The sequence below is a fragment of the Novosphingobium sp. G106 genome, from assembly GCF_019075875.1.
Taxonomy (GTDB): domain Bacteria; phylum Pseudomonadota; class Alphaproteobacteria; order Sphingomonadales; family Sphingomonadaceae; genus Novosphingobium.
In genome coordinates this window covers 3463128-3481879 of the sequence record NZ_JAHOOZ010000001.1, presented here as the reverse complement: position 1 = coordinate 3481879, position 18752 = coordinate 3463128, and the positions used below count along the sequence as shown (strand labels likewise).

The 18752-nt window shown below is 67.7% G+C and carries 20 protein-coding genes; 9 read left to right on the top strand and 11 right to left on the bottom strand.

The genetic code is table 11. The features are described from left to right. Positions 1-10: 10 nt before the first annotated feature. The 6 genes from KRR38_RS16660 to KRR38_RS16635 all read right to left on the bottom strand — a co-directional run bounded on the left by KRR38_RS16660 (position 11) and on the right by KRR38_RS16635 (position 6806). The gene (locus tag KRR38_RS16660; RefSeq protein WP_217403664.1) at positions 11-1480 is read right to left on the bottom strand and encodes an ATP-binding protein; all 1470 of its coding nucleotides are present in this window, start codon (positions 1478-1480) and stop codon (positions 11-13) included. A gap of 71 nt (positions 1481-1551) precedes the next feature. After that, positions 1552-2733, bottom strand: a complete 1182-nt coding sequence (locus tag KRR38_RS16655) for an NAD(P)/FAD-dependent oxidoreductase (protein ID WP_217403662.1) — start codon at positions 2731-2733, stop codon at positions 1552-1554. Further along, positions 2726-4351: an NAD(P)/FAD-dependent oxidoreductase gene (locus KRR38_RS16650; protein WP_217403660.1), complete on the bottom strand. Its 1626-nt coding sequence runs from the start codon at positions 4349-4351 to the stop codon at positions 2726-2728. The genes KRR38_RS16655 and KRR38_RS16650 overlap by 8 nt, the downstream gene beginning before the upstream one ends. Positions 4352-4358: 7 nt before the next feature. Then, positions 4359-4538, bottom strand: coding sequence for a hypothetical protein (locus tag KRR38_RS16645; protein WP_217403658.1), 180 nt, complete (start codon positions 4536-4538; stop codon positions 4359-4361). A 10-nt stretch (positions 4539-4548) separates the two neighbouring features. Then, entirely contained in the window at positions 4549-5025 is a 477-nt protein-coding gene (locus KRR38_RS16640; RefSeq protein WP_217403656.1) for a YaiI/YqxD family protein, read from the bottom strand. Further along, positions 5025-6806, bottom strand: coding sequence for a DEAD/DEAH box helicase (locus KRR38_RS16635; protein WP_217403654.1), 1782 nt, complete (start codon positions 6804-6806; stop codon positions 5025-5027). The genes KRR38_RS16640 and KRR38_RS16635 overlap by 1 nt, the downstream gene beginning before the upstream one ends. Before the next feature lie 186 nt (positions 6807-6992). Between KRR38_RS16635 and KRR38_RS16630 the strand changes: the two genes are divergently transcribed. After that, positions 6993-7199 carry a hypothetical protein gene (locus KRR38_RS16630; RefSeq protein WP_217403652.1) on the top strand — a complete coding sequence of 69 codons (207 nt, stop codon included), beginning with the start codon at positions 6993-6995 and terminating at the stop codon, positions 7197-7199. Here the strand turns inward: KRR38_RS16630 and KRR38_RS16625 are convergent. Both KRR38_RS16625 and KRR38_RS16620 read right to left on the bottom strand, forming a co-directional pair. Beyond that, a complete protein-coding gene (locus KRR38_RS16625; protein ID WP_217403650.1) occupies positions 7196-8128 on the bottom strand; it encodes an SDR family NAD(P)-dependent oxidoreductase in 933 nt (310 codons plus the stop codon). The two genes, KRR38_RS16630 and KRR38_RS16625, sit on opposite strands and share 4 nt — an antisense overlap. Positions 8129-8132: 4 nt before the next feature. Next, on the bottom strand, positions 8133-9110 hold the full coding sequence (locus tag KRR38_RS16620) for a cytochrome P450 (protein WP_217403648.1): 978 nt from the start codon (positions 9108-9110) through the stop codon (positions 8133-8135). A 10-nt stretch (positions 9111-9120) separates the two neighbouring features. Between KRR38_RS16620 and KRR38_RS16615 the strand changes: the two genes are divergently transcribed. Beyond that, positions 9121-9576 (top strand): hypothetical protein, encoded by a 456-nt coding sequence (locus tag KRR38_RS16615; protein WP_217403646.1) that lies wholly within the window; start codon positions 9121-9123, stop codon positions 9574-9576. Positions 9577-9587: 11 nt separating this feature from the next. Further along, entirely contained in the window at positions 9588-10766 is a 1179-nt protein-coding gene (locus KRR38_RS16610) for an acyl-CoA dehydrogenase family protein (RefSeq protein ID WP_217403644.1), read from the top strand. On the opposite strand, the gene KRR38_RS16605 is transcribed toward KRR38_RS16610, so the two are convergent. Together KRR38_RS16605 and KRR38_RS16600 are read right to left on the bottom strand one after the other, a co-directional pair. Continuing rightward, positions 10763-11530 carry a LysE family translocator gene (locus KRR38_RS16605; protein WP_256449474.1) on the bottom strand — a complete coding sequence of 256 codons (768 nt, stop codon included), beginning with the start codon at positions 11528-11530 and terminating at the stop codon, positions 10763-10765. The two genes, KRR38_RS16610 and KRR38_RS16605, sit on opposite strands and share 4 nt — an antisense overlap. Beyond that, on the bottom strand, positions 11427-12182 hold the full coding sequence (locus KRR38_RS16600; RefSeq protein ID WP_217403640.1) for an SDR family NAD(P)-dependent oxidoreductase: 756 nt from the start codon (positions 12180-12182) through the stop codon (positions 11427-11429). Before KRR38_RS16600 ends, KRR38_RS16605 begins: the two co-directional genes overlap by 104 nt. A gap of 119 nt (positions 12183-12301) precedes the next feature. Between KRR38_RS16600 and KRR38_RS16595 the strand changes: the two genes are divergently transcribed. From KRR38_RS16595 to KRR38_RS16580, 4 genes are read left to right on the top strand one after another with little or no spacing between them, the layout of a single operon-like run. After that, positions 12302-12793, top strand: coding sequence for a (2Fe-2S)-binding protein (locus KRR38_RS16595; RefSeq protein ID WP_217403638.1), 492 nt, complete (start codon positions 12302-12304; stop codon positions 12791-12793). After that, positions 12790-15120 (top strand): xanthine dehydrogenase family protein molybdopterin-binding subunit, encoded by a 2331-nt coding sequence (locus tag KRR38_RS16590; RefSeq protein WP_217403636.1) that lies wholly within the window; start codon positions 12790-12792, stop codon positions 15118-15120. The genes KRR38_RS16595 and KRR38_RS16590 overlap by 4 nt, the downstream gene beginning before the upstream one ends. Then, positions 15117-15512, top strand: coding sequence for a nuclear transport factor 2 family protein (locus KRR38_RS16585; protein WP_217403634.1), 396 nt, complete (start codon positions 15117-15119; stop codon positions 15510-15512). The genes KRR38_RS16590 and KRR38_RS16585 overlap by 4 nt, the downstream gene beginning before the upstream one ends. Positions 15513-15516: 4 nt before the next feature. Then, entirely contained in the window at positions 15517-16356 is an 840-nt protein-coding gene (locus KRR38_RS16580; RefSeq protein WP_217403632.1) for an alpha/beta fold hydrolase, read from the top strand. Here the strand turns inward: KRR38_RS16580 and KRR38_RS16575 are convergent. Then, positions 16353-17243, bottom strand: a complete 891-nt coding sequence (locus KRR38_RS16575) for a DMT family transporter (RefSeq protein WP_217403630.1) — start codon at positions 17241-17243, stop codon at positions 16353-16355. The genes KRR38_RS16580 and KRR38_RS16575 overlap by 4 nt on opposite strands. 128 nt (positions 17244-17371) lie before the next feature. Here KRR38_RS16575 and KRR38_RS16570 point away from each other — a divergent pair, with 128 nt between their 5' ends. Further along, the gene (locus KRR38_RS16570) at positions 17372-18319 is read left to right on the top strand and encodes a right-handed parallel beta-helix repeat-containing protein (protein ID WP_217403628.1); all 948 of its coding nucleotides are present in this window, start codon (positions 17372-17374) and stop codon (positions 18317-18319) included. 46 nt (positions 18320-18365) lie between these two features. Beyond that, positions 18366-18719, top strand: coding sequence for a hypothetical protein (locus KRR38_RS16565; RefSeq protein WP_217403626.1), 354 nt, complete (start codon positions 18366-18368; stop codon positions 18717-18719). Positions 18720-18752: the final 33 nt, after the last annotated feature.

The window sequence follows — 18752 nt, the reverse complement described above, 5'->3', positions numbered from 1 at the left end:
AAGCCTTTCGTCAGGCTTCGAGCGGCGCCGTTGCCAGTCCCAGCTCGGGTATCGCTACCGATCGCCGACCGCTGAAATCGGTGCGCACGACGATCAGGCCGCTCTTCTCGTAATGATCGAGCAGGCGGCGGATGCGTCCCAGCGAATTGGTGCCGTAGATCCGCGCGAGTTCGTCGTCGTCGGGGCAGGGCGCGCTTTCCTGCGCGGCGCGGGCGATCACCAGGAACGGAGCGAGCAGGTCGTCCGACAGCGGCCCGGCGACGCGCAGGACGTCCTTCCAGTTCTGGCTGTCGGGTTCGGTTACGCCAGCCACGGCCATGGCGAAACGGCGGCGGAACTGGGTCATGTCGACATGACCCGCGGTCAGACGCTGCATCCTGCAACGCACGGAGAAGTCCTGGAACAGCATCGCTGGCGGCTGGAAGGTGCAGCCTTCCTCGGCCGCCATGTCGACCAGGATCTCGTTGACCGCGGCGTCGATCTCGTGGCGCGATGGGGCGAAGAGCTGTGGCTGTTCCACCTCTTCCTCTTCGCCGAGCGGCACCGCGGCGATCTGCTCCATCAGCACTTCGGCGTCGACCGGTTCGGGCAGCGGTTCGGGCTGATAGACCGGGGCGTCGTCCAGATGCAGGTCGTTATGGAGCAACGCGTGAAGCTCGTCGGGCGAGGCCGTGGGCGGCGGCGCCATCTTCTGGATCAGCACGCGCGCACCAGTGCGTACCGTGCCGACCCTCACCGCGACGGGCCGCCGGCTGATCGCCGGGCCGAGGCCGAGGAACTGCCCGCGCGCAAGGTCGCGAATCTGCTCGGCCTGGCGGCGCTCCATGCCGAGCAGGTCGGCGGCGCGCGCCATGTCGATGTCGAGGAAGGTGCGGCCCATCAAGAAGTTCGAAGCCTCGGCCGCAACGTTCTTGGCGAGCTTGGCGAGGCGCTGGGTGGCGACGATGCCCGCAAGCCCGCGCTTGCGGCCGCGGCACATGAGGTTGGTCATGGCGGCGAGGCTGAGCCGGCGGGCTTCGTCGCTGACCTCGCCGGCGGCGGCAGGCGCGAACATCTGCGCCTCGTCGACCACGACCAACGCGGGGAACCACTGCTCGCGCGGGGCATCGAACAGTGCATTGAGGAACAGCGCGGCGCAGCGCATCTGCGCCTCGATCTCCAGCCCGTCGAGCGCCAGCACGACCGAGGCGCGGTGCTCGCGGATGCGCGCGGCAAGGCGGGTGAGTTCGGCCGCCGAATAGGCCGCGCCGTCGACGACGATATGGCCGAAGACGTCGGCCAGGGTGACGAAGTCGCCCTCGGGATCGATCACGACCTGCTGGACGATCCCGGCGCTCTCCTCGAGGATGCGGCGCAGCAGGTGCGATTTGCCCGAGCCGCTGTTGCCCTGCACCAGCAGACGCGTGGCCAGAAGCTCCTCGACGTCGATGGCGATCGGGCTGCCGCCGGGGTCGACGCCGATTTGGATGGGTGCGCTCACCCTATGCGCTTAGATCGCGGCATGGATTCGGACCAAGCCGGCGCGGCCCGTTTTCCAGAGGTTTGGGACCATCAGCGTCCGGCGATCGCCTGTGCCGCTGCACGACCGCTCGCCCAGGCCCACTGGAAGTTATAGCCGCCGAGCCAGCCGGTGACGTCGACCGCCTCGCCGATCGCGTAGAGGCCCGGCAGGCGCTTCGCTTCAAGCGTCTGCGAGGATAGGTCGGCGGTCGAAATGCCGCCCGCGGTGACTTCGGCCTTGGCGAAGCCTTCGGTGCCATTCGGGCTGAAGCGCCAGTCGCGCAGTCGCTCCTCGACCTGGCGGAGCGTCTTGTCGGTCAGCCCGGCGAGTTCGCCCTCCACGCCCAGCTTTTCGATCAGCGCATCGGACAGGCGTTCGGGCAGCGGCGCCAGAGCGCGGCGGATCGGTGTGCGGGGCTGCGCGCGCTTGGCTTCGAGCAGCCAGCCTTGCGAGCGATCGGGCAGGAAGCTGACCGCGATCTCGCCCTTGTGCGGCCAGTAGGAACTGATCTGCAGCATGGCCGGGCCGGAAAGCCCGCGATGCGTGAATAGCGCTGCCTCACGGAACTCGGCTTTTCCGCAGCGAACCTCGACGTTGGTCGAGACGCCTGACAGCTCGCGAAACAGCGCGTCGTCAGGGCCGAGCGTCAGCGGCACCAGTGCCGGCCGGGGCTGGACGATCGACAGACCGAACCTACGCGCGATGTCGTAAGCGAAAGTCGTCGCGCCGAGCTTGGGGATCGAAGGGCCGCCGGTCGCCAGTACGAGCGCAGGTGCGGAAACGGCACGCCCGCCGATCGTCATGCGGAACTGGCCGTCGGCATGCTCGATCTCGGTCGCGGGATCGCCGAGCAGCAGCGTGACGCTGCCCTTGGCGCATTCCTCGACCATCATGTCGACGATCTGCCGGGCCGAGCTGTCGCAGAACAATTGGCCCAGCGTCTTCTCGTGCCAGGCAATGCCGTAGCCGTCGACCAGGTCGATGAAGTCCTGTGGGCGATAGCGGCCGAGCGCGGACTTGGCGAAATGCGGGTTGGCCGAGAGGTAGCATTCGGCGCGCGCATTGACGTTGGTGAAATTGCACCGTCCCCCGCCCGAGATCAGGATCTTCTTGCCCGGCTCGTCGGCGTGATCGGCGAGCAGCACACGTTTGCCGAGCTGGCCGGCCGTGGCTGCGCACATCAGCCCCGCTGCACCGGCGCCGAGCACTATGGCATCGTAGGATTCAGGCATCGGCCATGATGCTGGCAGCAACGGCTTCGCCGACCTTGATCCCGTCGATTGCGGCCGAGAGGATGCCGCCGGCATAGCCCGCGCCCTCGCCGGCGGGGAACAGCCGCTCGACATTGAGGCTGTGGAAGTCCTTGCCGCGGGTGATGCGCAGCGGCGAGGACGTGCGCGTCTCGACCCCGGTCATCACCGCGTCGGCGTGATCGTAGTTGGCGATCTGGCGGCCGAATACGGGTAGCGCCTCGCGGATCGCTTCCACGGCAAAGGCGGGAAGACACTCGGCGAGGTCGGTCATCGTCACGCCGGGCTTGTAGGAGGGAACGACTTCGCCGAGTTCGGTCGAGGGCCGACCGGCGAGGAAATCGCCGACTTTCTGGCCGGGTGCGGCATAGGTCGAGCCGCCGGCGACATAGGCCAGGCTTTCCCACTTGCGCTGGAACTCAATGCCCGCGAGCGGGCCGCCGGGATAGTCGCGCGCCGGGTCGATCCCGACAACGAGGCCCGAGTTGGCGTTAAATTCGGCGCGCGAATACTGGCTCATGCCGTTGGTGACGACGCGGCCTTCCTCGGAAGTCGCGGCGACGACGCGGCCGCCGGGACACATGCAGAAGCTGTAAACCGTGCGGCCGTTCGAGGCATGATGCGATAGGCTGTAGGCGGCGGCGCCGAGGTCGGGATGGCCGGCGCAGTTGCCGTAGCGGGCGCGGTCGACCCAGCTTTGCGGGTGTTCGATCCGTACCCCGATCGAGAAGGGCTTGGCTTCGAGATAGACACCGCGCCGGTGAAGCATCTCGAAAGTCGGCCGCGCAGAGTGGCCGATCGCCATGACGACGTGATCGGCTTCGAGAAAAGTGCCGTCGGCGAGGTGCAGCCCGCGGAGCACATGGTTGCCGTCGGGTTGCCGCTCGAGTTCGAGATCGTCGACCCGGGTCAGCCAGCGGTATTCGCCGCCCAGTTCCTCGATCGTCTTGCGCATCGATTCGACCATGGTGACGAGGCGGAAAGTGCCGATGTGCGGGTGCGCTTCCCAGAGAATATCGTCGGGCGCGCCTGCCTTGACGAACTCCTCGAGCACCTTGCGGCCCAGGAAGCGCGGGTCCTTGGTGCGGCAATAGAGCTTGCCGTCTGAGAAGGTGCCGGCGCCGCCTTCGCCGAACTGGACATTGCTGTCCGGATTGAACTCGTTGCGGCGCCAGAGGCCCCAGGTGTCCTTGGTCCGTTCGCGCACGACCTTGCCGCGGTCGAGGATGATCGGCTTGAAGCCCATCTGCGCGAGGATCAGCCCGGCGAAAAGGCCGCAGGGGCCGGCGCCGATGACGACGGGACGCTTGCCCGACCAGCCGGCGGGGGCTTTCGTCGGAAAGCGATACGCCATGTCGGGCGTCGGGCGGACATCCTTGTCGCCGGCGAACCGCTCCAGCACTTCGGCCTCGCCGTCCACTTCGACATCTACCGTATAGACGAGCTGGATCGCGCTCCGCTTGCGCGCATCGTTGCCGCGGCGGAAGACGTGCCAGCTTTTCAGCGCCTCGGGCGCGATGCCCAGCCGTGCGCAGATCGCGGGGGTGATCGCCCCGGGTGCATGGTCGAGCGGCAGCTTGAGTTCGGACAGGCGGATCATGCGGCGATCAGCGCAGCTTGGCGATGCTCAGCCCGTCGGCCTTGGCGCGGTCCTTCACGGACTCCTCGCTGCGGGTCAGCGCCTTGGCAATGGCCTTCAGCGGCATGCCCTTCTTGGCGAGCGTGTGCAGCTTCTGGAGCTCGTCCGCGTTCCAGGGTTGGCGGTGCCGTTCGAATCTTTCGCCCATAAGTTGCTCCTCAGCGCCCCCGCTTAGCGCGGACGACGGCTTCGTCCAACGTCGACAGGAAACGTGACCGGTCGGTCTTGGAAAAGGGCGGCGGGCCGCCGATCTGCGTGCCGATCGAATCGCCGCCGGCGCGCAGGTCGGCCATGATCGCGCGGGTCGCGATGGCGCTGCCGATCGAGCTGTGGGTGAACGGCTTGCCGTTGGGTGCGATCACCGCCGCGCCGGCTTTCAGGCAGCGGTCGGCCAGCAGGATGTCGGCCGTGATGCAGACGCCGCCGGGCGCTGCGCGTTCGGCAATCCAGTCGTCGGCCGCATCGAAGCCGTCGCTGACGACCACCCGGTCGATGAGCGCGTGCGCGGGCACGCGGATCGGGCTGTTGCTGACCACCGTCACCGGCACGGCATGGCGGAAGGCGACCTTGTAGATCTCCTCCTTGACCGGGCAGGCATCGGCATCGACCAGGATGCGGACGGTGCCTTCGGTCATCAGCGCGCCTGATCCGGCTTCTTCTTCCAGCCGCCCTGGCCGCCGGGGCCCTTCTTGCGAAACGGCTTGGCTCCCTGTCCATCGCTGCGGCCTTCCGGACGGGGACCGTGCTGATAGGGCTTGGGCTTGTGCGGGCCCGAACGCGCGGGGCCGGTATGCTGGTGGTCGCGCCGGTTGCGGCGGGCCTCTTCGCGCGGGGCGCCGTCGGCGGGCGTGATCTCAACGCCATCATCCTCTTCGGACGTGCGCTGGACGGCTTCGAGGAAGCGCGCGGCGGCGGGGCCGGCGATTTCGAACAGCGTTTCGTTGGCGGCAAGGCGAATCGCGCCGATGTCGCTGCGGCTGACATGGCCGCGACGGCAGAGCAGCGGCAGGATCCAGCGCGGATCGGCATTGTGGCGGCGGCCGACGTTGAGACGGAACCACGAACTGCCCTCGAAGCCTTCGCGCGGCCCCTTCGGCGGCGGCGCTTCGGTGGCGAGCAGTTCTTCGGGCTCGGGCATGCGCGCACGGTGCGCCTGGACGAGCGCTGCCGCGATCTCCTCGGGGGTACGCTCGGCAAGCAGGCGGTTCACCAGTTCACGATCGGTATCTTCGATCTCGACGGGTGCGAGCAGCGCTTCCAGCATGCGATCGTTGTCCGCAGCGCGGATGTCGGCGGCCGAGGGCGGATTGATCCATTCGGCAGCGATGCGCGCGCCGCGCAGCATGCCTTCGACGCGGCGCCGCCGCGGGTAAGGCACCAGCAGAATCGCCGTGCCCTTCTTGCCGGCGCGGCCGGTGCGGCCCGAGCGGTGCTGCAAGGTTTCGGCGTCGCGTGGGATCTCGACGTGGATGACGAGGCTGAGGCTCGGCAGGTCGATGCCGCGCGCGGCAACGTCGGTGGCGACGCAGACCTTGGCGCGGCGGTCGCGCAGCGCCTGCAGCGCTGCGTTGCGCTCGTTCTGGCTGTGCTCGCCTGACAGCGCGACGACCGCGAAGCCGCGCTCGGTCAGGCTCGAATGGAGGTGGCGGACGTTGTCGCGCGTGGCGCAGAACAGCATCGCGGTTTCGGCATCGTGCAGGCGCAGCAGGTTGACCACGGCGCGCTCGATGTCGGCTGGGGCGATCGCCATGGCCTGATAGGAGATATCGCCGTGGCCGCGGTCCTCGCCGACGGTCGAGATGCGCAGCGCGTCCTGCTGATAGCGGCGCGCCAGCGCGACAATCGGCTGCGGCATCGTCGCCGAGAACAGCATCGTGCGGCGGCCGGCGGGGGTGGCGTCGAGCAGTTCCTCGAGATCTTCGCGGAAACCCATGTCGAGCATCTCGTCGGCCTCGTCGAGCACGGCGACGGCGAGTTCCTCGAGGTCCAGCGCGCCGCGTTCGAGGTGATCGCGCAGGCGGCCCGGCGTGCCGACGACGATATGCGCGCCATAGGACAGCGCGCGGCGCTCGACCGAGGGGTTCATACCGCCGACGCAGGTCGCGACGCGGACGTTGCTCGACTGGTAGAGCCAGGTCAGCTCGCGGCTGACCTGCAGCGCCAGCTCGCGCGTCGGCGCGATGATCAGCGCCAGCGGCGTCATTGCCGGGCGCGGCCGGCCGGCCTCGTCGAGCAGCTGCGGCGCCATGGCGAGGCCAAAGGCGACGGTCTTGCCCGAGCCGGTCTGCGCCGAGACGACGAGGTCACGCCCTTCCGCCTCCGGCTCCAGGACCGCGGCCTGAACGGGGGTGGGTGCGGCATAGCCACGCGCTGCGAGCGCTTCGGATAGAAGCGTGGGAAGGTTCTGAAAGGTCATTATCTCTTGCTTGCGAGGGCAGGGCTTTGCGACCCGGATATTGTCCGGATAGCCCGCGGAAGCCGAGCCAGATAGGCTTTTCGCGCCACAAGCACAATGGCGGACTCTACCATGCCGTACGATTGCGGCTGGCTTACGCGGCGCAAGCGGTTACCATCGGCCCGATCATACAAGGAGAGCCTGCCTATGTTCGTGAAGTTCATCAGCGCCGATCGCGTCGCAACCGCGGTGAATGCCTCGCAGGTCACGTTCATTTCGTCGGTCACCGAGGGGACGCGCATCCGCTTCGGCGAGGGGCGCAGCATCACCGTGGTCGAGCCGATGGATGAGGTTATCGACCGGCTGAACCGGACGGTCCAGTTCCCCGACGCGGTGATTCACCCGGGACACTAAGCCTCGGGGAACCGCTCCCGGACCATTTCCTCGCTTCTGGCCCAGAGCGCTTTGGCGCGCTCCGGGTCGAAGGCATAGGCCTGCACGCCTTCGCGACCCGAAGCGACCTCCGCCACCTGGCAATCGACGAGATAGCGCCCGCCTATCGCTTCCGCCGGCGCGACGAAAGCAGCCCAGACCGAGGTCGCGGCGCCCTGCGGCACGGTCTTGACCTTCACCCGCGCGCCAGCATTCCCGGCGGCCTTGGCGGCCATGTCCTGCAGCATTTCGGGTGTGGTGTGGCGCATTAATTCGGTCATGATCCCACCTGGGTGCAGCGCGGTCGCGCATATCCCTCGACCGCGTAGCCGCCGGTCCAGTTCGACCGCGAAAAGGATATTGGCTGTCTTCGAGCGGCCATAGGCGACCATCGGATCGTAGTCGGTCTTCTCGAACCCCGGATCGTCCAGATCGACATCGGCGAACTGGTGCGCGCTCGACGATACGATCACCACGCGACCGCCGGGCCTGAGCCGCGGCGCCAGCCGGTTGACCAGGACGAAATGGCCGAGATGGTTGGTGCCGAACTGCGTTTCGAAGCCGTCGGCGGTGTGGCCGAATGGGCAGTTCATCACGCCGGCGTTGGCGATGATCACGTCGAAGGCCTCGTCGCGGCCCAGGAGCGCATCGGCGCAGCCGCGGACGCTGGCGAGCGAGGCGAGGTCGCATTCGAGCACTTCGATGCCGAGTTCGCTATGCTCCGCCAGCGCCGTGGCCGCCTTCCCGAGGTCGCGCGCGGTGCCGATCACCTGCGCGCCGTGCGCCGCCGCGGCCCGCGCGGTCTCGATGCCGAGGCCGGCCGAGACGCCGGTGACGAGCACGCGCTTGCCCGTCAGGTCGATGCCCGCAAGCACGTCCTCAGTGGTGGTTTCTGCTCCGAATTGCGCCATGGCCTCAGGCGGGCTCCAGCGCAACCGGGGTGAATTCGAGCGGTAATCCTTTGAGCCCCCAGATCCCGGGGAACGGCCGCCAGTCGATCTCGCCGGAAATCCGAGGCGCCTGAATCCGCTGCGCCACGAGGTGCAGGCCTTCTTGCAGCTGCGCGCGGGCGATGTACTGGCCGAGGCACATGTGCTTGCCCAGGCCGAAAGCGATCTGGCGCTTCTTGGGATCGACCGGCCGCTCGGGATCGAAGGTGTCTGCCCGGTCGAACAGCGTCGGATCACGGCCCGACATGTTGAGCGTGAAGAACAGCATCGTATCCTTGGGCAGGACCACGCCGCGGTATTCGATGTCGGCATCGGTGAAGCGGAAGGCAGAGCTGGGATTGAAGTAGCGCAGCCCTTCCTCGACCGCCTTACGGCAATAGTCGATGTCCTCGGCGCAGCGATTGTAGATGTCCGGGTGCGTGATCAGCAGGTGCATCAGATAGGTGAACACGTTCTTCGACGTGTCGTAGCCGGCGACGAACAGGAAGATCAGCAGGTCGGTCAGCTGGCGGTCCGAGATGCCGCCCTCGCGGCTGGCGTCGAGCAGGATGTCGAGCAGGTCGGGCTCGCTGCCTGCGGACTTGGGATTGGCGCGGCGGTTGTCGATCAGGCCCTGGCAGAACTGGTCGATATGAACGATCGCTTCCTGCAGCGCGGGCTCGAGATCGGGGTTCATGCTGAAAGCGAGGCCCATCGTCTCGAGCGATTTACGCAGGCCCGGGATCGCCGAAAGCGGCGCGCCGATCAACTGCGCCATGACCGAGACCGGGTAGTAGGACGAGAATTCCTCGAAATCCATCGACCCGCCCGCGGCCCATTCGTCGATCAGCCGGTTCAGCGTCTCGCGCATCAGCGGGCGGACGCCGTTGGCGAAGCGCGGAGTGAAGCGCGCGGCGAAAGTATCGCGCAGCACGCGATGCTCGCGCGCGGGCAGGGCCAGCATCTGTTCCTCGGTGAAGCGGCCCCAGGGCGTGCCTTGCGCCCCCCATGATCTCGACGATGCCGTCGAACGAGGCGCGCATCTTGTCATCCTGCAGCATCAGGTCGCGGATCGCGTTGTATTCGAACACGACGTAGCCGTTGTCCGTCTTGGCGATCCACGGGTGCTTCTTCCGCGCGTCGGCGAAGTGCGGATAGGGATCGGCGGCGAAGCCGGGCTCGTTCCAGGCCAGGTAGTGGAGATCGAGTTCTGCGAGATGCTGCATGTCGGTATCCTCTCCGGCATTTTCCCGGTTTTTATCGCTCTCAGGCTATACATCGGGCGGCGCCTGGCACGCAGCGGATTTGTTTGGACAGAACGCGAGACTGTTCCAGCATCGTGTCTTGTCGGTTGGGGAAGAGGCGCGGGAGATTGGACGCGCGGCCTCGCGCATTCGCCCGCGGATAGGCATGAAGCGCCGACAGAATAAAGGGAGACGAGATGTCGACTGCGCTATCCTGGCTCGAACGCACCCGCGCGCTCGGCCCGATGATCGACGCCGCCGCGGCCGAGGCCGAGACCGCCACCGAGTTGTCGCCCGCAGTGGTGCGGGCGATCGACGAGGCGGGCCTCTTCGCGATCATGGCGCCCCGCGAGCTCGGCGGCGGAGAGGCGCATCCCGGCGACGTGATCGATGCGATCAGCGAGCTGTCCTATTGGGACGGCTCGGCCGGCTGGTTCGGCCATGCGGTGATGACTGGCGGCGCGGTAGCCGGCGCTTACCTGGGGCCGCGCGCGATTGAGCTGATCTTTCCGAACGGCCGGTTCGCACTGGCGGCGGGGCAGGCCGCGCCGACGGGCAAGGCCGAGCGCGTCGGCGACGGCTATCGCATCTCGGGGCGCTATGCGTTCGGTTCGGGTTCGGCCGCGGCGCAGTTCCTGGTCGGCGGCTATGTCGTGCACGAGGGCGGCAAGCCGGTGCTCGGCGAAGGCGGCCAGCCGACGATGCTGATCGGCCTCGCCCCGCGCGAGAGCGTGACCTTCCTCGGCAACTGGGACGTGCTCGGCCTGCGCGGCACTGGCAGCTACGATTTCCAGGTCAACGAGCAGGTGTTGCACGAGGATTTCTTCTTCAATCCCACGGCACCGGTGCAGCACCGCGGCGGCGCGCTCTACCGAATGGGCTTCATGGCGATCCCCTGCATCTCGCACGCCTCGTTCGCGCTCGGCGCGGCGCGGCGGCTGCTCGACGAGTGGCGCCTGTTCGCGGCGACCAAGGCGCGCGGGACGGGGCTGATGAGCGAAATGCAAACCTTCCAGCACGATTTCGCCGGAGCCACGGCCGACCTGCGCGCGGCCGATGCCTATGTCCGACGCACCTTCGGCGTGCTGTTCGACGCGGCCGAGGCTGACGAGGTGACCGCCGCGATGCGGCTCGAAGGCCAGCTCGCTACCAGCCACGCCTTCACCGTCGCCAAGCGGATCGCCCAGGCAGCCTTCGCCTCGTGCACCACGCGGGCGGTGCGCAACGGCAATGCGATCCAGCGCTGCATCCGCGACATCATGGCGGGCTCGGCCCACGTGCTGAACAGCGAGCAGGCGCAGATCGATGCGGGCAAGGTGTTGCTCGACATCGCCGGCGCCTCGACCCCGCTGACGCGCGAGGGCTATTCGCTCTAGAGGCCGCCGTTGCGGATCAGGTTCGCGATCACCGCCGCAGAGATGATCAGGAACACCGCGCCGACACCCCATTCGAGCCGGGCGCGCAGCGCGGGCCGCTGCATCGCCGCCGCGAGCTTGCTGCCAGCCGCGACATAGGCTGAGCCGATCAGCGTGTCGCAGGTGATCGCGATCGCGGCCAGTATGGCGAGTTGCGGCGCGACCGGCTGGCGCGGATCGACGAAGGGCGGCAGCAGCGCGAGCACGTAGACCAGCGACTTGGGATTGCTGAGCGCGACGGCCAGGCTGTCGCGCAGTCCGCGGGCCGGAGCCTGCCGCGGCGCATCGTCCTCCTCCGCGCTGTGTCCCGCCGCTCTAATCGCCTGAATGCCTAGCCAAGCGAGGTAGAGCGCTCCCGCCGCTGCGAGCGCCGTGAACGCGTGCGGGGCGGTGGCGGCGAGTGTGCCGAGCCCGAGGCCGGCGAGGATGAACCAGCTCAGGTTGCCGAGTTGCAGCCCCGCCAGCGCGCCCAGACCGGCACGGGGGCCGCGCCAGGCGGTCTGGGTCAGCACGAACAGCATCTGCGGCCCCGGAACGAGGCTCGTCGCGCCGGTGACCAGCGTGAAGGCAGCAAGGCGCGGGGGGATCGAGCATCCGCGCGCCCATAATGAGATTGTTAGCTCAATGGAACACGCGGCCGCCGTCGACCGACAGCGTGCTGCCGGTGACGAACGATGCCTCGTGGCTGAGCAGGAAGGCGATGCCTTCGGCGATCTCGGCAGCATCCGCGACGCGGTTCAGCGTATATTGCGCGACGAACGCTGCAGCGCTGGCCTCGTCCTGGCTGTGGAGGATGCGTTCGGTCATCGGCGTCTCGGCGACGCCGGGGCAGACGCAGTTGGCGCGGATGCTTGGGCCTACGTCCTTGGCAAGTGCGCGGGTGAAGGCGATCAGCCCACCTTTTGAAGCGGCATAGGCTGTGGCGCCGGCAGCGGTCGGCAGCAGGCCTACGCCGCTCGCGACATTGACGATCGATCCGTTCGCCTCGCCCCGCATGAGCGGCACGGCCGCATGGCAGACGCGGTAGGGCGCAGTCAGGTTGATCGCGACCACGCGGTCCCATTCATCGGGCGAGAGTTGATCGATCAGGCCACCGGAAGGCACCCCGGCGCAGTTGACCACACCGTCGAGCCCGCCGAGTTGTTCGGCCGCTTGCGCCACTGAACGATCGATCGCCGCGCCGTCGCGTAGGTCCGTGGGCAAGACCACGCCGCCGGTCTCCGATGCGACTATCTTCAGGCCCGCTTCGTTCACGTCGACCAGCGCCAGCTTGGCGCCGCCTTGCGCAAGGATCTGCGCGGTTGCGCGGCCGATGCCCGAAGCGGCGCCAGTCAGGTAGATGCGCCGGCCGGCAAAACGCTGGTTGCGGTCAGTCATCGGATTCTCTCCCGGATTCTCGCTATCTGTGGTTCAAGACCGGAGCTGCGAGATGTTCCAAGCTTGAAGGCTCGCACGAATGCCGGCGAATTGGTAGCGTCCGGGCCGAGGGAGAGATCATGAGCGAACATCGCATCGAACTGACCGTCAACGGTCATCGGCACAGCGCCTCGGTCGAGGCGCGTACCACGCTGGGCGAGTTCCTGCGCGAAGGGCTCGGCTACACGGGCACGCACCTTGCCTGCGAGCACGGCGTCTGCGGCGCCTGCACGGTCATGGTAGAGGGCAAGGCCGTGCGGTCCTGCCTGATGCTGGCGGTCCAAGCTGACAACTGTGCGGTTACGACGGTCGAGGGCCTCGCCGATGCCGACGGTACGCTGCACCCGGTCCAGCAGGCGATGCGCGACAACTACGGGCTGCAGTGCGGCTTCTGCACGCCGGGCGTGGTCATCACTTTCGCGGCGCTGAGCGCGAATGGGGCCAAGCCCAGCGTCGCGGAGCTGGAAGCGGCGATGTCGGGCCATATCTGCCGCTGCACCGGCTACCAGGGCATCCGCCGCGCGATCCGCCAGATCGCCGGCGTCGCCCAGCCCGCGGGAGAGCACGCATGAACGCTTCCGTCCCCTTCCGCCGGATGATCGGCGAGCGTGCGCCGCGCAAGGAAGATGCACGGCTGCTGACCGGGCGCGGGCAGTACACCGACGACGTGCGCATGCCAGGCCTGCTCCACTGCGTCTTCGTCCGCTCGCCCGCCGCTCGCGGGCGGATCGTATCGCTGAACCTCGATGCGGCGCGCGCGCTGCCCGGCGTCCAGGCGATCTACACGCACGAGGACCTCAGCGTCGTCCCGGTCCAGTTCATGACCTATTTCTTCACGCCGATCGCCTCGCCGATTTCGCTGCTGGCGAACGGGCGCGTGGCCTGCGTCGGCGATCCTGTGGCCATGGTCATCGCCGAAAGCCGTGCGATAGCCGAGGACGCGGCCGGACTGGTCGAGCTGGAGATTGCCGAGGAAGACCCGGTCGTGACGATCACCGACGCGCAGACCGGCGCGCTGGTCCATCCGGGCACCGAATCCAACTGCACGCAGGAAATGGGCGCGGCCGAAATCCCCGAGGCGGTCCAGGCGATCCTCGACAAGGCGGCGCACGTCGTCACCCAGCGGATCGACCACCAGCGCATCGCTCAGTCGCCGATGGAGGCGCGCGGCTGCGTCGCCTCGTTCGACGGCGCCGAGGAATTGCTGATCCACATCTCGTGCCAGAGCCCGCATTTCGTCGCGCGCTATGTCTCGACCGTGCTGGGGGTCCCGCAGGAGGCGATCCGCGTGATCGCCAAGGACGTGGGCGGCGCCTTCGGGCTCAAGAACATGCCCTGGCGCGAGGAGATGGCGGTGATCGTCGCTGCCAAGCTGTTCAAGCGCCCGCTCAAGTGGATCGAGGATCGTTTCGAATCGCTGACCGCGTCGAGCCACGCGCGCGAGCAGGAGATCACACTGACCGCGGGCTTCGACGCCGAGGGTAGGCTGCTGGCGGCGCACGGCGATTGCAGCATCAACAACGGCGCCTGGCCGATGGGCGAGGACTGCAACATCGCCGTGCACATGTTCATGTGGCCGGCCTACAAGATGCCGGCCTACAGCTTCCACACGCGCGGCTGGTACACCAACACGATGGGCCTCGGGGGCTATCGTGGTCCCTGGGCGCTAGAATCGCTGATCCGCGAGACCCTGCTCGACAAGGCGGCGCGGCAGATCGGCATCGATCCGATCGAGATCCGCCGCCGCAACCTCGTTACAGCTGCCGACCAGCCGATGACCACGGGCTTCGATCTCACGGTGACCGACATCACGCCCTACGAATGCTTGGAGAAGCTGCTGGCGAATATCGACGTGCCGGCCTTCCGCAAGGAACAGGCGGAGGCGCGCAAGCAAGGCCGCTACCTGGGCCTCGGCATCACCACCTATATCGAGCCGACCGCCGTTGCCGGCATCATGACGCCGCTGACCGGCGAGACCGCGCAGATACGTATCGAGCCGACCGGCAAGGTCAGCGCCGTGCTCACCACCCACTCGCAGGGCCACGGCACCGCGACGACGATGGCGCAGGTCATCGCCGACCGGCTCGGCGTCGCCTACGAGGACGTCACGGTGTTCGAGGGCGACAGCTCGGCCGGCTCCTATTCGCCCGGTGCCGGCGGCAGCCGCCAGGGCGTGATCGGCGGCGGCGCCAGCTGGCGTGCGGCCGAGCTGCTGGCGGACAAGGTCAAGCGCATCGCCGCGCACCTCTACAACGCCAGCGCCGAGACGATCAAAATCGAGAACGGGATGATCCATATCGAGGGCGCGCCCGAGATGAGCCGGTCGCTGCGCGAAGTCGCCGAGATCGCGCACGGCGAACCATTCCGCTTGCCCGAAGGCATGGAAACCGGCCTGGAGGCGCAATACCGCTATCAGCCGCCGCCGATGACCTTCACCAGCGCCGCGCACGCCTGTTTCGTCGAGGTCGATGCGGATACCGGTTTCGTCAAGATCAACCGCTGGATATCGTCCGAGGACTGCGGGACGATTATCAATCCTGGCATCGTCGAAGGCCAGATCGCCGGCGGGCTCGCTCAGGCGATCGGCCAAGTGCTGCTCGAAGAGATGCCCTACGACGGGCGCGGCAATCCGCTGGCGGCGACGTTCAAGGACTACCTGATGCCGGCCTATACCGACATCCCGGACTTCGAATATCTCCACGCCAACACCCCCTCGGCAACGATCGGCGGCATGCGCGGCGTGGGCGAGGGCGGGGCGATCATCGGACCGCCGACCCTGGCCAATGCAATCAGCGATGCTCTGGCGCCGTTCGGCGAACTGGAACTAGCCCTGCCGCTGTCGCCGTCGCGATTGCTCGCGGCGATCGAAGGCGCGGAAAAGCGGGAGACGGCAGCATGAGCGATACCAAGGCCCTGATCCGCGAATGGATGCAGATCACCGCGATGGGCCCGGCCGAGGCCTGGGAAGGCAAGGCCTCCGATGATCTCGTCTTTCGCCTGCCTTACGCGCCTCCCGGCGTAACCGAGGAAGTGCGAGGCTTCGAGGCGGCGCGCGAGATGTTGTCGCACCACTGGGCGGGCAAGCAGCGCTTCGACTGGCTCGACGTGGTCATTCTCGCGACCGAGGATCCCGAGCTCTTCGTCACCACGGCGCGCTCGGACGTGCTGATGGATGGCGATGTACCCTACGGCAACGACTACGTGATGCTGACGCGGGTGCGCGACGGAAAGGTCGTCGAGCACGCCGAGTACTTCAACCCGTTGCCCGTGCTCAAGATGCTGAAGCGTTAGCACCGTGCCGCGGTTCGTCACGCCCGATGGCTGCAACCTGGAATACCGGATCCGCGGTGAAGGTCCGCTGATCGTCCTGACGCCGGGCGGGCGCGAGAGGGGCGAGGCGGTCGCTGGACTGGCTGATGCGCTGGCCGAGCACACCTGCGTCGTTACCTGGGACCGGCGCAATGCGGGCGCGAGCGACGTCTGGTTCAGCGGGGAATCGGAGTCCGAAATTTGGGCGCAGGATCTTGCCGGCCTGATCATGCACCTCGGCCGCGGGCCGGCCTGGCTGGCGGGCGGATCGGCGGGCTGCCGCACTTCGGTAATCGCGGCGCTGCGTCGGCCGGAGATCGCGCGCGGGTTGCTCCTGTGGTCGGCTTCGGGCGGGCAATATGCCTCGACCTTCCTCGGCTTCAGCTATCACGCGCCCTACATCATGGCCGCGCTGGGCGGGGGCATGGCGGCGGTCAGCCAGCAGCCGTTCTGGGCCGATCGCATCGCCGAGAACCCGGCCAATTGCGAGCGCATGCTGGCGATGGATCCCGATGCCTTCATCGCCGTGATGAAGCGCTGGATGGGTGCGTTTTATTTCCGGCCGGGCAGCGACCTGACCGGAGCCAGCAACGAGGAACTGCGGTCGATCACGCTTCCCACGCTGCTGTTCGAGGGCAACGACGATATCCATCCCAAGGCGGTCTCGGACATCGTCGCGCAGATGATCCCGGGCACAATCTACCTGCCGTCGCCCTGGTCTGATGCCGATTTCATGGAACGGTTCACGGGCAAGACGCCGGGCTCGGTCTTCGATCTCTACCCGCAGCTCGCGCCCGAGATTCTGGGCTTCATCGCGGCGAACTAGGCCGGCTTCTCGCCTGCGCGCGCCAGCACCAGCGCGGCGGCGACCAGCACCATGCCGAGGCCGTCCCAGACGGTCAGCGTCTCGTCGAAGGCGAACCAGCCGGCGAGGACCGAGATCGAGGGTTGGGTCAGCAGCATCAGCCCAATGATCAGCGGCGGGAAATGGCGCAGCGAATAGACCAGCAAGCCCTGGCCGATGATCTGGCTCCCGAAGGCCAGCGCCAGTACCGGCCACCAGTGGTGCGGCAGGATCGGCTCGCCCAGCCACAGCGCGAAGCCCAGAAGCAGCGGCGAACCGGTGACGCTCGACCAGAACAACAGCGACCAGCCGCCGAGCTGCGTGCGCTCGTTCTGCAGCAGCAGGATGTAGAAGGCGTAGAAGAACCCCGCGAGCAGGCAGAGCAGGTCGCCCACCAGCGTCGCGGTGCTGATCTCCAGGCTGCGCCCGAACAGGATTGCCGCGCCAGCGCAGGAGGCCACGAGCGCCAGCCACTCGCCAAGCGTTGGCATCCGGCGCAGCGCGACGACGCCCCAGACCATGATGATCAGGCTGCCGGCATTGCCGAACAGTGAGGCGTTGCCGAGCCGCGTTCCTTTGATGCCGAGGTGCCAGGCGGCGAGGTCGGCGGCGAAGAACAGTCCCGCGCCGATCATCGCCAGCCAGGTCCGCCGCTTGAAGCCGGTCAGTCGCTGGCTATTGCTCAGAGCAAGGATCGCGAGAAAGGGCAGGGCCAAAGTCAGCCGCCAAAACCCGGTCGCCACCGGCCCGGCATCGGACAGCCGGACCGACCAGGGGCCGAGCGCCAATGCGATGTTGCCGCCGATCAGCGCCGCGAAATGCCGCCAGGTCCAGTCGTAGCGGCGGGCCGCGGGCGTCTGCGAAGTCATGTTCTCGCGGCAAGCGGTCCGGGCCCGGCTTGTCAACCGGTTAATCCTTTCGCCGCACTGTGTGCCGAGGTTGGACGCGCCCGGAATCACGCGTGCTCGCAGAAGGTTACAGCGATAGAAGCGCGCCTATGAAACCCTCGCTCCGTGTCCTTCTCGCCGCCGCCGTGCTCGTCTTCGCAGACAGTCCGGCGACTGCCGAGCCGCAGTCCGCGCCCTACACGATCGTCGAGAGCGGCCGCACTTTCACGCGCCTGCAGGATGCGGTGAGTGCGATCGGCGGCGGGACCGCGACGATCCGCTTCGCCCCGGCGCGCTTCGCCGACTGCGCGATTCAGGAGGCCGGCGATATCACCTACACGGCGGCTGTGCCCGGGCAATCGATCCTCGAAGGCGTCGCCTGCGAGGGCAAGGCGGCGCTGGTGCTGCGCGGCCGCGCCGCCCACATCGAGGGCCTGGTCTTCGCCAACATTCACGTGCCCGACATGAACGGCGCCGGCATCCGGCTCGAACACGGCAACCTCGCGGTGTCGCAGACCTGGTTCCGCGACAGCGAGCAGGGCATCCTCAGCGGCAACGATCCCGCCGCGACGATCACCATCGACAAATCGACCTTCACGCGGCTCGGCACCTGCGAAGGCGCGGGCGGCTGCGCCCATTCGCTCTACATCGGCGAATACGGTGCGCTCACGGTCACGCGCAGTCGTTTCGAGGCCGGGCGCGGCGGGCACTATCTCAAGAGCCGCGCGCAGCGCATCGGCGTGTTCAATTCGAGCTTCGACGATTCGCACGGCAAGGCGACGAACTACATGATCGACCTGTCGGGCGGCGCCACGGGGACGATCTCGGGCAACTGGTTCGTCCAGGGCGAGGACAAGGAGAACTACTCTGCGTTCATCGCGGTCGCCGCCGAGGGCAAGGCGCACAGCTCGAACGGCCTGACGATCGAGAACAACGACGCGCGCTTCGTTCCCGGCCTCTCGCGCGAAAGCACTTTCGTCGCCGACTGGTCGGGCGACAAGCTGGCGATCGGACCCAACGCGCTCGGCCAGGGGCTGAAGCGCACCGACCGGCGCTGAGCCGCTTTTCATTGCCCGTTCAGGCTGGCCGCCTTATCGGGGTCCCATGCTGGCTCGCCTGCCCTCGCTGAAGCTCGTCCGCCTCTGGGTGGTCCTGCTGCTGGCCACGATCGGCCTGCAGGCGACGGCTTCGGCCGCGCCGACTTCGCAGAAGACCAGCGGTTCGGCTTTCTCCGCAGCGACTTACGAGGTCGCGCTCTACGTCCAGCGCGGCGAGAAGGTGCAGCGGCAGGCTGTCACGCCGCAGCCGCTCGTGCCGCTTGCCGCAGCGATCGACAGCCCGCTGGCCGCGACGGCCGTACTGGCCGATGGGCCGCCGCCGTGCCCTGATTCGACCGGGCCGCCGATCCGCGAAATCCGTTCCTGGAAACCTGCCCCGCGAGCACCGCCGCTCGCCTGATTTTTGTCGCCCGTGCGCAGCTTTGCGCACGCA